The 13,669-nt window shown below is 69.6% G+C and carries 12 protein-coding genes and 1 tRNA gene; 11 read left to right on the top strand and 2 right to left on the bottom strand.

The window, feature by feature from the left end; genetic code table 11:
* Window positions 1-216 precede the first annotated feature (216 nt).
* Together ACIP5W_RS28420 and ACIP5W_RS28415 are read left to right on the top strand one after the other, a co-directional pair.
* Window positions 217-732 carry a YwqJ-related putative deaminase gene (locus ACIP5W_RS28420; RefSeq protein WP_401479432.1) on the top strand — a complete coding sequence of 172 codons (516 nt, stop codon included), beginning with the start codon at window positions 217-219 and terminating at the stop codon, window positions 730-732.
* A gap of 77 nt (window positions 733-809) precedes the next feature.
* Window positions 810-1,337: an SUKH-3 domain-containing protein gene (locus ACIP5W_RS28415; protein WP_401479717.1), complete on the top strand. Its 528-nt coding sequence runs from the start codon at window positions 810-812 to the stop codon at window positions 1,335-1,337.
* A 39-nt stretch (window positions 1,338-1,376) separates the two neighbouring features.
* Here ACIP5W_RS28415 and ACIP5W_RS28410 read toward each other — a convergent pair whose 3' ends face one another.
* The gene (locus ACIP5W_RS28410; RefSeq protein WP_401479429.1) at window positions 1,377-2,681 is read right to left on the bottom strand and encodes a sensor histidine kinase; all 1,305 of its coding nucleotides are present in this window, start codon (window positions 2,679-2,681) and stop codon (window positions 1,377-1,379) included.
* A 166-nt stretch (window positions 2,682-2,847) separates the two neighbouring features.
* Here ACIP5W_RS28410 and ACIP5W_RS28405 point away from each other — a divergent pair, with 166 nt between their 5' ends.
* The 7 genes from ACIP5W_RS28405 to ACIP5W_RS28375 all read left to right on the top strand — a co-directional run bounded on the left by ACIP5W_RS28405 (window position 2,848) and on the right by ACIP5W_RS28375 (window position 8,581).
* Window positions 2,848-3,711: a hypothetical protein gene (locus tag ACIP5W_RS28405; protein WP_401479426.1), complete on the top strand. Its 864-nt coding sequence runs from the start codon at window positions 2,848-2,850 to the stop codon at window positions 3,709-3,711.
* 11 nt (window positions 3,712-3,722) lie between these two features.
* A tRNA-Gln gene (locus ACIP5W_RS28400) sits at window positions 3,723-3,793 on the top strand.
* Window positions 3,794-3,899: 106 nt separating this feature from the next.
* Entirely contained in the window at window positions 3,900-5,348 is a 1,449-nt protein-coding gene (gene glmU, locus ACIP5W_RS28395) for a bifunctional UDP-N-acetylglucosamine diphosphorylase/glucosamine-1-phosphate N-acetyltransferase GlmU (RefSeq protein WP_401479424.1), read from the top strand.
* A 135-nt stretch (window positions 5,349-5,483) separates the two neighbouring features.
* Window positions 5,484-6,458, top strand: a complete 975-nt coding sequence (locus tag ACIP5W_RS28390) for a ribose-phosphate diphosphokinase (protein ID WP_363086569.1) — start codon at window positions 5,484-5,486, stop codon at window positions 6,456-6,458.
* Between the two features lie 201 nt (window positions 6,459-6,659).
* Complete coding sequence (locus ACIP5W_RS28385; protein ID WP_401479421.1) at window positions 6,660-7,256, top strand: 50S ribosomal protein L25/general stress protein Ctc; 597 nt, start codon at window positions 6,660-6,662, stop codon at window positions 7,254-7,256.
* 72 nt (window positions 7,257-7,328) lie between these two features.
* Window positions 7,329-7,931 (top strand): aminoacyl-tRNA hydrolase, encoded by a 603-nt coding sequence (gene pth / locus ACIP5W_RS28380; RefSeq protein ID WP_401479418.1) that lies wholly within the window; start codon window positions 7,329-7,331, stop codon window positions 7,929-7,931.
* Window positions 7,932-8,014: 83 nt separating this feature from the next.
* Entirely contained in the window at window positions 8,015-8,581 is a 567-nt protein-coding gene (locus ACIP5W_RS28375) for a hypothetical protein (RefSeq protein WP_401479415.1), read from the top strand.
* A gap of 105 nt (window positions 8,582-8,686) precedes the next feature.
* Here the strand turns inward: ACIP5W_RS28375 and ppc are convergent, their stop codons facing one another.
* Complete coding sequence (ppc, locus tag ACIP5W_RS28370; RefSeq protein ID WP_401479412.1) at window positions 8,687-11,416, bottom strand: phosphoenolpyruvate carboxylase; 2,730 nt, start codon at window positions 11,414-11,416, stop codon at window positions 8,687-8,689.
* Between the two features lie 289 nt (window positions 11,417-11,705).
* Here ppc and ACIP5W_RS28365 point away from each other — a divergent pair, with 289 nt between their 5' ends.
* Complete coding sequence (locus ACIP5W_RS28365; RefSeq protein WP_401479409.1) at window positions 11,706-12,740, top strand: acyl-CoA desaturase; 1,035 nt, start codon at window positions 11,706-11,708, stop codon at window positions 12,738-12,740.
* Entirely contained in the window at window positions 12,737-13,414 is a 678-nt protein-coding gene (locus ACIP5W_RS28360) for a TetR family transcriptional regulator (protein WP_401479407.1), read from the top strand. The genes ACIP5W_RS28365 and ACIP5W_RS28360 overlap by 4 nt, the downstream gene beginning before the upstream one ends.
* The last annotated feature ends 255 nt before the right edge of the window (window positions 13,415-13,669 follow it).

Here is a 13,669-nt window from a genome sequence, read left to right as displayed (position 1 = left end):
GGTCTCCCACGCGCGTCAACCGCGCGCCAGGCGGTGCCGACAGCCTATGCGGTACGACGGCACCGGTCACCGGCCCTCCACTTCCGTGACCAGCCGTCACCCCGCCGTGACAGCCAGCCCGAACCGGGCGTGTCGCACCGCCCCAGCTTCCACACCGGCCACGCCGTTTGGCACTCTGATGACTTCCGGGGGGATGCACGGAGGGGAAAGACGATCATGAACGCCACGCAAACGGGACCGCACACCAGCCGCTCCGGCGACCCCCGCATCGGCTGGAGCAGCGACGAAACCCCCCACACACCCGCCCTCCGCCACCGCCGCGACGGCATACTCCCCACCATCGCCGCCGCCCTCTCCGTCCGCGGCGCCACCCTCACCAGCACCGCCGCCCGCGGCGACCAGCCCCCCACCCTGCACCCCCTCGTCCAGGAGTTCCTCGACACCCTCCCCAGCGACCGCCGCGACCGCTACACCGGCCGCTGCGCCGAAGCACTCCTCATCTCCCGCCACATCACCACCACCGACGCCACCCGCAGCAAACGCGCCGCCCGCAGACCCATGACCAACGGCGAAGCCCGCAAAGCCCTCAAACAGGCCAAACTCACCGCCCGACGCATCCGCGAGGACGGCGACCCCCTCCACGGCAGCTTCGCCACCCCCTGCCGCGCCTGCACCGCCCTCAGCGCCCACTTCGGCGTCCGCATCGTCGACCCCACGACCGACAACAGCTGACCCCCACACCCCCACCCCCCACGAACCACCGCACGACGGCCCCACGCCGCCCCATGACCCCGACGAACGAAGGGCAGATGCACCCCGACCGCACCTCCCCCAGCCTCGACTCCGCTCGACCGGGGGGACCCCCATCGCGCTTCCCCGTACCCGTCGACGCCGCCCTGCGCGCCGCCGGCTGGCAACCCGGACGCTGGGACATCAAACAAGCCGAGATCTGGGCCGACACCCTGCGCGAACACACCTCACCCGCCGGCCACCGCCACGCCGTCTTCCCCGCCGCCGTCGAAGCCTGGGCCGAATTCGGCGGCCTCCACATCACCCCCACCGGACCCGGCCGCCAGATCGCCCCCGCCACCCTCCACCTCGACCCCCTCCACGGCCTCCACCTCGCCCGCACCCTCGCCGACCTCGGCCGCGCCCTCGACACCGACGTCAGCCCCCTCGGCGCCGAGACCGACAGCCACTCCCTCCTCGCCATCGACGCCGAAGGCCGCGTCTACGCCCTCGACCACACCGGCGACTGGTACCTCGGCCCCGACATCGACCAGGCCCTCGGCACCCTCGTCTCCGGCATCGAACCCGTCCGCCTCACCGCCGGCTGACCCCCACAGACCCCACCCCCCACCTCACCCCCACACCCCCTACACCGCCGGAATCACCGCCGACACCCGAAAACCCCCCGCCTCCGTCGGCCCCGACACGAACACCCCACCCAACGCCACCACCCGCTCCCGCATCCCCACCAACCCGTTGCCACCCGACGGCAACCGCGCCGACGACGCCGACCCCACCTCCGGCGGCGGCTCGTTCTCCACCTGCATCGCGATCTCCGCCACCCGATGCGCCAACCGCACATACGTCTTCGCACCCGCCGCATGCTTGTGCACGTTCGTCAACGCCTCCTGCACCACCCGGTACGCCGTCTGCTCGACCGCCCGCGCATACCCCCGCACCTCACCCTCCACCGACAGATCCACCACCATCCCCGCAGCCGCCGACTGCCCCACCAACTCGTCCAACTCCGACAGACACGGCCCCTCCCCCTCCTCCACCACCCCCGGGGCGACAGCCACCGCGGCCACCCCCACCGCCGCCGACGGCACCACCGCACCCCGCGCCCCCGCACCCTCACCACTGCGCAACACCCCGAGCATCTCCCGCAACTCGGTCAACGCCTGCCGCCCCATGTCCCCCACCAGCGCCGCGTTCCGCACCGCCTTCTCCGGATCCTTCCGCGCCACCGCCTGCAACGCCGCCGCATGCACCACCATCAGACTCACCCGATGCGCCACCACGTCGTGCATCTCCCGCGCGATCCGCGTCCGCTCCTCACCCCGCGCCCACTCCGCCCGCTCCTCGGCCCGCTCGGCCAGCAACTGCAACTCCCGCTCCAGACTGTCCGCCCGCTCCCGCAGACTCTCCATCAACCGCCGCCGCGCCCCCACGTACAGCCCCAGCAGCAACGGCGGAGCGGTCAGCCCCAGCGACGTCGTGATCGCGGCGAACGGAATGAACCAGTCACCGATCGTCAGACGCCCCTGGTCCATGCTCTGCCCCACCCGCACGAACGTCACGATCAACGTCCCCACCAGCTGCATCCCCGCCAACGAGGCGATGATCCGCCGCGGCAGCTCGGACGCGGCCAGCGTGTACAGCCCGACGATCCCCATCAGGAAGCCCATCTGCGCCGGCGTGATGGCGATCGCCACCAGCACCACCGCGATCGGCCACTTCCGCCGCACCAGCAGCACCGACCCCGCGAGCAGCCCGAACACCACCCCCGCCGCCGGCGGCACACCCGCGTCCCGCGCGAACGGATACCCCTCCACCGCGCACTCCGCGGCGGACACCACCGCAAGACTCCAGTCGAACACCGCACTGCGGCGCCTGCTCCACCACCAAGGCCCTCCCCGAGCCGAGGCGTGCTCTTCCCCCGTCGTGGTCATACCTCCACCCTACGGGCGCCCGCCCCGCCTTTTCCGGCGACTTTCACCGACTCCTCCCCACCACACCCCACAACCGAACAGCATCGAAACCCCCCGGTATACCTCGAACTGCTGAATGAGCCCTGTTCGAGCCCGGAACCTCACGTTCCGGCCGGACGGTATGCCTATGACACCTTCACTCGGCAAGTACGCGGACTTCGAGGGCCTACGGGAACGAGCCGTCGCGCTGCGACGGGCGGGCTACAGTCTTCGGCAGATCCGGGACGAGCTTCAGGTTCACAACAAGGAGACCCTCCAGCGACTGGTCGAAGGGGAACCTCCTCCGGAGTGGACGAAACGCCCCCGGGCGAAGGACGACCTGCGCGAGAAGGCGCGGGAGCTGCGGCAGCAGGGCTGGACGTACAACCAGATCCAGGCGGAGCTGGGCTGCTCCAAGAGTTCGGTCTCGCTGTGGGTGCGGGATCTGCCCTCGCCGGAACGCCCACGCTCCACCGACACCTCCGCAGCACGACGCGGAGCACAGCGTGCGGTCGAGAACCGCACTGTGGCGCAGGAAGCGTTGACGGCCCAGGCGTGCGCCGAGATCGGCCCGATGACATCCCGCGAACTCTTCCTCGTGGGTGTCGGGCTCTACTGGTCCGAGGGGGCGAAGGCCAAGCCCGGCTCGAACCGTCGGGTCATCTTCGTGAACAGCGACCCCGACATGGTCCAGGTTTTCCTGTCCTGGCTCGACCTGCTCGGCGTGGAACCGGAGCGCCGACGGTTCTCCGTCGCCATTCACGAGTCGGCGGACGTTCCGGAAGCCGAGGCCTACTGGGCGCAGCGGCTCGGCATCGATGTCGGCGACCTACTGAAGACGAGCCTCAAGAAGCACAACCCCAAGACGAACCGAACCAACACCGGCGACACCTACCACGGTTGCCTCCGAGTCGCCGTCCTCAAAAGTGCCGACCTGCATCGTCGCGTGGAAGGCTGGTGGTACGGCATAGTAGGGGCTGCACTCGCTACCGATCCAAAAAATCGGACATAGCGAGCAAACCATCCCGGGTCGTCTAATGGTAGGACAAAGAGTTTTGGTCTCTTGAATGAGGGTTCGATTCCTTCCCCGGGAGCCCCTGTGGGCCCTGACAGCACTGTCAGGGCCCACTCTCATGTCCGCCAAGAAACGCCCCGGTATCCTTCGGATGTCCCACCTCTCCACAGCCGAAGGGCAACTCCGTGAGCGCCATCCGCCCGGCAGCCGTCGTCGTTCTCGCAGCGGGTGAGGGCACCCGTATGAAGTCGGCCGTACCGAAGGTCCTGCACGAGATCTGCGGCCGCAGTCTCGTGGGGCACGTACTGGCCGCCTCCCGTGAGCTGGACCCCGAGAACCTGGTCGTCGTCGTCGGTCACGCGCGCGAGAAGGTCACCGCTCATCTCGCCGCGATCGACCCGGCCGTACGGACCGCGGTGCAGGAGGAGCAGAACGGCACCGGGCACGCCGTGCGGATGGGTCTGGAGCAGCTCGGTGGGGCGGTGGACGGGACCGTGGTGGTGGTCTGTGGTGACACTCCGCTGTTGACCGGTGCGACGCTCGCGCAGCTGGCGGCCACGCATCACGCGGACGGGAACGCGGTGACGGTGCTGACGGCGGAGGTGCCGGACGCGACCGGGTACGGGCGGATCGTGCGGGACGAGGTGTCGGGTGCGGTCACGGGGATCGTGGAGCACAAGGACGCGTCGGAGGCGCAGCGGGCGGTCCGGGAGATCAATTCGGGTGTGTTCGCGTTCGACGGGCAGTTGTTGGCGGGGGCGTTGAAGCAGGTTCGTACGGACAACAGTCAGGGTGAGGAGTACTTGACGGATGTGCTGGGGATCCTGCGGGAGGCCGGTCACCGTGTGGGTGCGTCCGTGGCCGGTGATCATCGGGAGATCGCGGGGATCAACAACCGGGTGCAGTTGGCGGAGGCGCGTCGGATTCTGAATGACCGGTTGCTGACGGCGGCGATGCTGGCGGGGGTGACGGTGGTGGATCCGGCGTCGACGTGGGTGGATGTGACGGTGACGTTCGGGCAGGACGCGGTGGTGTTGCCGGGGACGCAGTTGTTGGGTGCGACGCGTGTGGGTGAGGGTGCGGAGGTGGGTCCGAACTGCCGGCTGAAGGACACGGTGGTCGGTGCGGGGGCGCGGGTGGACAACACGGTGGCGGACGGGGCGGAGGTGGGTCCGGAGGCGACGGTGGGGCCGTACGCGTATCTGCGGCCGGGTACGCGGCTGGGTGTGAGGTCGAAGATCGGTACGTACGTGGAGACGAAGAACGCCGTGATCGGCGAGGGTACGAAGGTGCCGCATCTGTCGTACGTGGGGGATGCGACGATCGGGGAGTTCACGAACATCGGTGCGGCCAGTGTGTTCGTGAACTACGACGGGCGGGACAAGCATCACACCGTCGTCGGGTCGCATTGCAGGACGGGTTCGGACAACATGTTTGTGGCTCCTGTCACGGTCGGGGACGGCGCGTACACCGCTGCCGGGTCCGTGATCACGAAGGATGTGCCGCCCGGTTCGCTGGCCGTGGCCCGTGGTCAGCAGCGGAATATCGAGGGTTGGGTGGCTCGTAAGCGTCCGGGGAGCGCGGCGGCGAAGGCTGCCGAGGCGGCTTCCCGGGAGGGCGACGGCGAGAACTGACCGGAAACGAGTGCGTCGTGGACGGCGTACCGTGATAAGTGCACATCCGCACCCCCACCAGCTGAGACGGCCCTGTCGCGCCCAGCGGCGAGGTTTTGGGACAGTCGGCTGAGACACCTCTGAGGAGACAGTGCTGTGACCGGGATCAAGACGACCGGCGAGAAGAAGATGATGTTCTTCTCCGGCCGCGCCCACCCCGAGCTTGCCGAGGAGGTCGCCCACCAGCTGGGTGTCGGGGTCGTCCCGACGAAGGCCTTCGACTTCGCCAATGGTGAGATCTATGTCCGTTACGAGGAGTCGGCGCGTGGTGCGGACTGCTTCCTGATCCAGAGCCACACGGCTCCGATCAACAAGTGGATCATGGAGCAGTTGATCATGATCGACGCGTTGAAGCGTGCGTCGGCGCGTTCGATCACGGTGATCGTGCCGTTCTACGGTTATGCGCGGCAGGACAAGAAGCACCGTGGCCGTGAGCCGATCTCGGCGCGGCTGATCGCGGATCTGATGAAGACGGCGGGTGCGGACCGGATCCTCACGGTGGATCTGCACACGGATCAGATCCAGGGTTTCTTCGACGGTCCGGTGGATCACCTGTTCGCGTTGCCGCTGTTGGCGGACTACGTGGGCAGCAAGGTGGACCGTTCGAAGCTGACGGTGGTGTCGCCGGACGCGGGTCGGGTCCGGGTGGCGGACCGTTGGTGCGACCGTCTGGGTGCGCCGTTGGCGATCGTGCACAAGCGGCGTGACAAGGACGTGGCGAACCAGGTGACGGTGCACGAGGTGGTCGGTGAGGTCAAGGGCCGGGTGTGTGTCCTGGTCGACGACATGATCGACACCGGTGGCACGATCTGTGCGGCGGCGGACGCGTTGTTCGCGCATGGTGCGGAGGACGTCATCGTGACGGCGACGCACGGTGTGCTGTCGGGTCCGGCGGCGGACCGGTTGAAGAACTCGAAGGTGAGTGAGTTCGTGTTCACGAACACGTTGCCGACGCCGGGTGAGCTGGAAGTGGACAAGATCACGGTGCTGTCGATCGCGCCGACGATCGCGAACGCGGTGCGTGAGGTGTTCGAGGACGGTTCGGTGACGAGCCTGTTCGACGAGCAGTAGGCGGTGGGCCCGCTTCTGCCGGGTTGATCGATTTTTCTGCGGCCTCCCCCGCCGAGTAGACTGCGCGAGTTGCTCGGCGAGGGAGGCCGTACGCGTGTGATGCGTGTGTACGGCGGTCCGTTATCGACGCGCTCTTCGTAGCAGGCCGTTCGTGGCCGGGTGACCTTTTCGCCGTCGCTGTTTCTACGAGGAGTGAGTGTCATGTCCGAGGTAAAGATCACCGCTGAGTCCCGTACCGAGTTCGGCAAGGGTGCGGCTCGCCGTATCCGTCGTGACAGCAAGGTTCCCGGTGTGCTGTACGGCCACGGTTCGGACCCGATCCACCTGACGCTGCCGGGTCACGAGCTGCTGCTCGCGCTGCGTACGCCGAACGTCCTGATCGCTCTGGACATCGACGGCAAGACGAACGAGCTGGCGATCCCGAAGTCGGTGCAGCGTGACCCGATCAAGGGTTTCCTGGAGCACGTGGACCTTCAGCTGGTCCAGCGTGGCGAGACCGTGTCGGTCGAGATCCCGGTGCACACCGAGGGTGAGCTGGCTCCGGGTGGCAACCTGCTGGAGCACGTTCTGAACGCGCTGCCGGTCGAGGCCGAGGCCACGCACATCCCGGAGTCGGTGACGGTCTCCGTCGAGGGTCTGGCGGCCGGTGACTCGATCCTGGCGAAGGACATCCCGCTGCCGTCGGGCACGAAGCTGGGCGTCGACGGTGAGACCGTCGTGCTGCAGGTGCTGGCCGCGCAGGCGGAGGAGCCGGCCGAGGGTGAGGGTGAGGGCGAAGAGGCTTCCGCGGAGGCCTGATCCTCACCGTCGTCGTTTGTTCGTCAGCCGCTGTTCCCTTCGGGGGCAGCGGCTGGCGCGTATCGAGGAGACATGGACGTGACGACCGACGCCAATGCGCCCTGGCTGATCGTGGGGCTGGGCAATCCGGGTCCGGAGTACGCGATGAACCGGCACAACGTGGGGTTCATGGTGGCCGATCTGCTGGCCGGGCGGATCGGGGGCAGGTTCAAGCGGGCGGGGCGGGCGCAGGCGCAGGTCGTGGAGGGGCGGATCGGTCCGCCGGGGCCGGCCAACCGGCGGGTGGTGCTGGCGAAGCCGATGTCGTACATGAATCTGTCGGGCGGTCCGGTGAACGCCTTGCGGGAGTTCTACAAGGTGCCGGTGGCGCAGGTGGTGGCGGTTCATGACGAGCTGGACGTCGATTACGGGATGTTGCGGCTGAAGCTGGGGGGCGGGGACAACGGGCACAACGGTCTGAAGTCGATGACGAAGGCGTTCGGGGCGGACTATCACCGGGTGCGGTTCGGGATCGGGCGGCCGCCGGGGCGGATGCAGGTGGCGGACTTCGTGCTGAAGGACTTCTCGGGGGCGGAGCGCAAGGAGCTGGACTGGTTCGTGGACCGGGCGGCGGACGCGGTGGAGTGTCTGGTGATCGAGGGGCTGGAGCGGGCGCAGGGGACGTACAACTCCTGAGCCGGGGGGCGGGGGCGTGGACAGGTGTGGACAAGTCGCGACGTGTCGCTCGTCGAGGTTGACGGGCCGTTGAGGCATGGCCAATGATCCCGGCCATGCCTGCCACTGTCGCCACGTCGCACCGGCGTCCTGCTCGTCGGCGTTCCGCGCGCCGGGGTCCCGTCAGCCGGGGTTCCTCTCGTCGGGCGTCGGCCGTCGTGTTGCGGTTCGGGCGGCTGGCGGCGATGTGGGTGGTGGCGGCGCTGATCCTGGTGGCGGGGGTGTGGGGGTCCTGGGGGACGGCGCAGCACGTGATGCTGACGAAGGGCCGGGAGCAGGGCACGATCGTGGTGGTGCGCTGTGGGGGGGACAGTTGCTGGGGGCCGTACGCGCCGTTGTCGCCGGGGTCGTTGGCGCGGGCGCGGGTGGTGATCGAGCGGACGGTGGCGGTGCGCGTGGGGCGGACGTACACGGTGGTGATCAGGCCGGGCGGTGGTGACGAGGTGGTGCGGTCCGGTCCTGCGGGGGTGCTGTACGCGTGGGTGCCGATGGGTGGTGCGTTGCTGTTGGCGTCGGTGGTGGTGGCGGGTGGTCTGGGGCGGGGGCGGCTCGGGTGGGTGCTGGCGGGGTCGGGGGTGGTGTTGTTGACGGCGGTGTTCGTGGCGGTGTAGCGCCGGGGGTGTGGCGCCTGGGGCGCGGTGGTGTCGTACGACGGGCGAAGGGCGCCTCCGGATCTTTCCGGGGGCGCCCTTCGCGTGTGTGCGGGGTGGTGCGGGTCAGCCGGTGTTGCGCAGGCCGGCGGCGACGCCGTTGACGGTGAGGAGGAGGGCGCGGGAGAGGAGGGGGTCGGGTTCCTGGCCGGCGGCCGCGGCGTCACGCTGGCGCTTGAGCAGGGTGACCTGGAGGTAGGAGATGGGGTCCAGGTAGGCGTCGCGGATGGCGAAGGTCTGCTTGAGGACGGGGGTGGCGTCGAGCAGTTCCTTCTCGCCGGTGATCTTGAGGACTTCGGCGACGGTGAGGGCGTGTTCGGCCTTGATCGTGTCGAAGACGTGGCGCAGGTCGTCGGGGACGAGGGTGTCGACGTAGTGCTGGGCGATGCGCAGGTCGGTCTTGGCGAGGGTCATCTCGACGTTGGAGATGAAGTTGCGGAAGAAGTGCCACTGGCTGTGCATCTCGTCGAGGACGGTGTCGAGGCCGGCCTCGCGCAGGGCCTTGAGGCCGGAGCCGACGCCGTACCAGCCGGGGACGATCTGGCGGGACTGGGTCCAGCCGAAGACCCAGGGGATGGCGCGCAGGCCGTCGAGCGAGACGCCGGAGCCGGGGCGGCGGGAGGGCCGGGAGCCCAGGTGCAGGTCGGCGAGCTGGTCCACCGGCGTCGACGCGAGGAAGTACGTCGGCAGGTCGGGGTCCTCGACGAGGGCGCGGTAGGCGGCGTGGGCGGCGTCGCTGACGACGTCCATGGCGGCGTCCCAGCGGGCGAGTGCCTCGTCGGACTGGCGGGGCGCGGTGTGCAGGGCGGAGGCCTGGAGGGTGGCGGCGACCGTCAGTTCCAGGTTCTCGCGGGCCAGTGAGGGGATGAGGTACTTGTCGGAGATGACCTCGCCCTGTTCGGTGACCTTGATCTCGCCTTCGAGGGTGCCCCAGGGCTGGGCGAGGATGGCGTCGTGGGAGGGGCCGCCGCCGCGGCCGACGGTGCCGCCGCGGCCGTGGAAGAGGCGCAGGCGGACGCCGTAGCGGTGGGCGACGTCGCGCAGGCGTCGCTGGGCGCGGTGGATCTCCCACTGGCTGGTGGTGATGCCGCCGAACTTGGAGGAGTCGGAGTAGCCGAGCATGACCTCCTGGACGTCTCCGCGCAGTGCCACCAGGCGGCGGTACGACGGGTCGGAGAGCATGTCCTCGAGGATGGTGTCGGCGGCCTTGAGTTCGTCGGTGGTCTCCAGGAGGGGCACGATGCCGATCTTGGCCCAGCCGGCGTGCAGGTCGATGAGGCCGGCCTCGCGGGCGAGGACGGCGGCGGCGAAGACGTCGTCGGCGCCCTGGCACATGGAGATGATGTACGACTCGATGACCTCGGGTCCGAAGACCTCCAGGGCGCGCTTGACGGTGAGGAAGACGCCGAGGGTCTTCTCGCCGGCGGCGTCGACGGGTGCCGGGGTGGGGGCGAGGGGCCGTCGGGAGCGGAGTTCCTTGGCGAGGAGCTTGGCGCGGTAGTCGCGGGGCATGTCGGAGTAGCGCCAGGACTCCTCGCCGAGCCGGTCGAAGAGCTGGCCGAGGGCGTGGTGGTGGGCGTCGGCGTGTTCGCGGACGTCCATGGTGGCGAGCTGGAGGCCGAAGGCGGCCAGGGTGCGGATGGTGCGGTTCATGCGGCCGTCGGCGATGAGGCCGCCGCGGTACTCGCGCAGGGAGGTCTGGATGAGGGTGAGGTCGCCGATCAGCTCGCTGGTGCCGAGGTAGTCGCGGCCGGGCTCGTGCGGGGTGCCCTTGGCGAGGCGCTGCTTGGTGTTCTCCAGCTTCTGCCGGATGCAGGTGGCCTTGAGCCGGTAGGGCTCCTCGGCGTTGAGGCGCTTGTAGCGGGGGCTGATCTCGGGCAGGCGCTCGAGGTCGGCCTTGAGGGAGGTGAGGAGTTCCTCGGTGGCTCCGGTGTAGCGGATGGAGTTGGAGAGGAAGCCGCGGAGTTCGTCGATCATCTCCAGGGCATCGTTGATGCCGTGTTCGTGCTGGAGGATGAGGACGTCCCAGGTGACCTGGGGGGTGACGTTGGGGTTGCCGTCGCGGTCGCCGCCGATCCAGGTGCCGAAGGTGAGGGGGCGGGTTGCGGCGGGGACGGTGACGCCGACGCGTTCGAGTTCGGCGGTGAGGTCCTCGAGGACGTCGCCGACGGCTCCGGCGTGGAGTTCGTCGAGGTAGTAGATGGCGTTGCGGGCCTCGTCGGCGGGTTCGGGGCGGACGACGCGGAGTTCGTCGGTCTGCCAGACGAGGTCGATGTTCTCGGCGAGGCGGGTGTCGTGGCGGCGGCGGTCGGCCTCGATGACGGGGGTCTCCAGGAGCGCGGCGATGCGCCGGAGCTTGTTGAGGACCGACCGGCGCGCGGCTTCGGTGGGGTGCGCCGTGAAGACGGGGCGGACGTTGAGGTTGCGGACCGTCTCGCGGACGTGCTCGGGGTCGGCGTCCTTGAGGCGGTCGGCGGTGCGGGCGAGGAGGCCGCCCTCGGCGGCGCGCTTGGCGCGCAGTTCGCGGCCGCGGTGGACCTGCTCGGTGACGTTGGCGAGGTGGAAGTAGGTGGAGAAGGCGCGGACCAGCTTGGCCGCGGTCTCCAGTTCTGTGCCGCGCAGCAGTTCGGCGGCTGTCTCGCCGTCCTCGCGGGTGAGGCGGCGGACCTTTTCGACCAGGTCGAGGAGCTCGGGGCCCTCCTGCCGGACGAGGGTCTCACCGAGGAGGTCACCCAGTCGGCGGATGTCGGCGCGCAGCTCGGGGCTGGTTGTCGTCTGGTCGTCGGCACTGCTCACAGGTGCGGCTCCTTGCAGTGTTGAAGCTCGTCCGGGAGGGAACTCGGCCGTCGGACCCGGCGGCGGGGCCGCTTACGGGTCTGTCGTCCGGGAAGAAAACAGAGCGGACCGCGCTGTCCGACCGATCCAAGGATAGGTGTCCGTGGGGACGCGCGGGCTGGCGGGCTCTTGTCGCCGGGTGCCGCACTGCCATACTTACGTCACCGTAGGTTACGGAACCGTAGGAAGTGTGGTGCGGTCCTTCGGGCCCGGCACCTCATCTCGACCCACGACCCCACAGGGGACGCGCATGACCTCAAGCTCCGATGTGATCGAAGACCCTTCACCGGCGCCCGACGGCTCCGGCACCCCCTCCCCCCACGTCTCCCCCACGACGTCCGCCACTCTGGGCGGTGAGCAGAAGCGTTCGGTCGAGCAGGTCGCGCTGCTGGTCTTCATCGTCGTGCCGTTCCTGGCCCTGCTGGCGGCGGTGCCGCTGGCCTGGGGCTGGGGGGTGAGCTGGCTGGACCTGGGGCTGCTGGTCTTCTTCTACTACCTCGGGTGCCACGGCATCACCATCGGTTTCCACCGGTACTTCACGCATGGTTCCTTCAAGGCGAAGCGGCCCCTGAGGATCGCGCTGGCGGTCATGGGGTCGATGGCGGTCGAGGGGCCGCTGGTGCGCTGGGTGGCGGACCACCGCAGGCACCACAAGTTCTCGGACGCGGAGGGCGACCCGCATTCGCCGTGGCGTTTCGGAGAGACGCTGCCGGCGCTGATGAAGGGCCTGTGGTGGGCGCACATCGCCTGGATGTTCGACGAGGAGCAGACGCCGCAGGACAAGTACGCGCCGGATCTGGTCAAGGACCCCGCGCTGCGGGCGATCTCGCGGCAGTTCGTGCTGTGGACGGTGCTCTCGCTGGCGCTGCCGGCGGTGATCGGCGGGCTGGTGACGATGTCCTGGTGGGGCGCGTTCACCGGGTTCTTCTGGGGTTCGCTCGTGCGGGTGGCGCTGCTGCACCACGTCACCTGGTCGATCAACTCGATCTGTCACGCGGTGGGCAAGCGGCCGTTCAGGTCGCGTGACCGGTCCGGCAACGTGTGGTGGCTGGCGGTGCTGTCCTGCGGGGAGTCGTGGCACAACCTGCACCACGCCGATCCCACGTCGGCGCGGCACGGTGTGATGCGGGGCCAGCTGGACTCCTCGGCGCGGTTCATCCGCTGGTTCGAGATGCTCGGCTGGGCGTACGACGTGCGCTGGCCGTCACGCTCGCGTATCGATTCACGCCGGAACACGGGCGGGGACGGCTCCCGGCGCCGGAAGGCGGCCGCCGAAGCGGCATGATGGACGCCGTGGCGACCGACTCCAGCAGCACCCCGAGCAATGAGAAGCCGCGGCGAGTGCGTCGCACCCGGATGACCGGTGCGGAGCGCCGTCAGCAGTTGCTGGAGATCGGTCGCACCCTCTTCGCGGCGAAGGGCTTCGAGGGCACGTCGGTGGAGGAGATCGCGGCGAAGGCCGGGGTGTCCAAGCCGGTGGTGTACGAGCACTTCGGCGGCAAGGAGGGGCTGTACGCGGTGGTGGTCGACCGTGAGATGCGGCGGCTGCTGGACATGGTGACGGGTTCGCTCACGGCCGGTCATCCGCGGGAGCTGTGCGAGCAGGCGGCGTTCGCCCTGCTGGACTACATCGAGGAGTACACGGACGGGTTCCGCATTCTCGTGCGGGACTCCCCGATCCCGCAGTCCACCGGCTCGTTCGCCTCTCTCATCTCGGACATCGCCACCCAGGTGGAGGACATCCTGGGCCGGGAGTTCAAGAGCCGTGGCTTCGATCCGAAGCTGGCGCCGCTGTACGCGCAGGCGCTGGTGGGGATGGTCGCGCTGACCGGCCAGTGGTGGCTGGACGTGCGGCGGCCGAAGAAGGCGGAGGTGGCGGCGCACCTGGTGAACCTGGCGTGGCACGGGCTGGACGGCCTGGAGGCCAAGCCGCACCTGATAGGCCGGCGCAAGAGCTGACCGACGTACACGCGACAGAGGGGGGGGGGGGGGGGGGGCGGGGGCCCGCCCGGGGGGGGGGCGGGGGGGGGGGGGGGGGGGGCGGGGGGGGGGGGGGGGGGGGGGGGGCGGGGGGGGGGGGGGGGGGGGGGGGGGGGGGGGGGGGGGGGGGGCGGGGGGGGGGGGGGGGGGGGGTCGGGGGTGGTGTTGTTGACGGCGGTGTTCGTGGCGGTGTAGCGCCGGGGGTGTGGCGCCTGGGGCGCGGTGGTGTCGTAC

The organism is Streptomyces sp. NPDC088766 (assembly GCF_044750845.1).
Lineage (GTDB): Bacteria > Actinomycetota > Actinomycetes > Streptomycetales > Streptomycetaceae > Streptomyces.
The sequence above is the reverse complement of the archived record's forward strand: the minus strand, read 5'-3'. Positions and strand labels throughout refer to the sequence as shown.

Bases quoted from the DNA above. Each gene is read 5' to 3' on its own strand.
- ACIP5W_RS28375 (WP_401479415.1), top strand. From the start codon at position 8,015: ATGATCCCGGCCATGCCTGCCACTGTCGCCACGTCGCACCGGCGTCCT.
- ACIP5W_RS28410 (WP_401479429.1), bottom strand. From the start codon at position 2,681: ATGACCACGACGGGGGAAGAGCACGCCTCGGCTCGGGGAGGGCCTTGG.
- ACIP5W_RS28405 (WP_401479426.1), top strand. From the start codon at position 2,848: ATGACACCTTCACTCGGCAAGTACGCGGACTTCGAGGGCCTACGGGAA.
- ACIP5W_RS28365 (WP_401479409.1), top strand. From the start codon at position 11,706: ATGACCTCAAGCTCCGATGTGATCGAAGACCCTTCACCGGCGCCCGAC.
- ACIP5W_RS28415 (WP_401479717.1), top strand. From the start codon at position 810: ATGCACCCCGACCGCACCTCCCCCAGCCTCGACTCCGCTCGACCGGGG.
- pth (WP_401479418.1), top strand. From the start codon at position 7,329: ATGGACGTGACGACCGACGCCAATGCGCCCTGGCTGATCGTGGGGCTG.
- ACIP5W_RS28360 (WP_401479407.1), top strand. From the start codon at position 12,737: ATGATGGACGCCGTGGCGACCGACTCCAGCAGCACCCCGAGCAATGAG.
- ACIP5W_RS28385 (WP_401479421.1), top strand. From the start codon at position 6,660: ATGTCCGAGGTAAAGATCACCGCTGAGTCCCGTACCGAGTTCGGCAAG.
- ACIP5W_RS28420 (WP_401479432.1), top strand. From the start codon at position 217: ATGAACGCCACGCAAACGGGACCGCACACCAGCCGCTCCGGCGACCCC.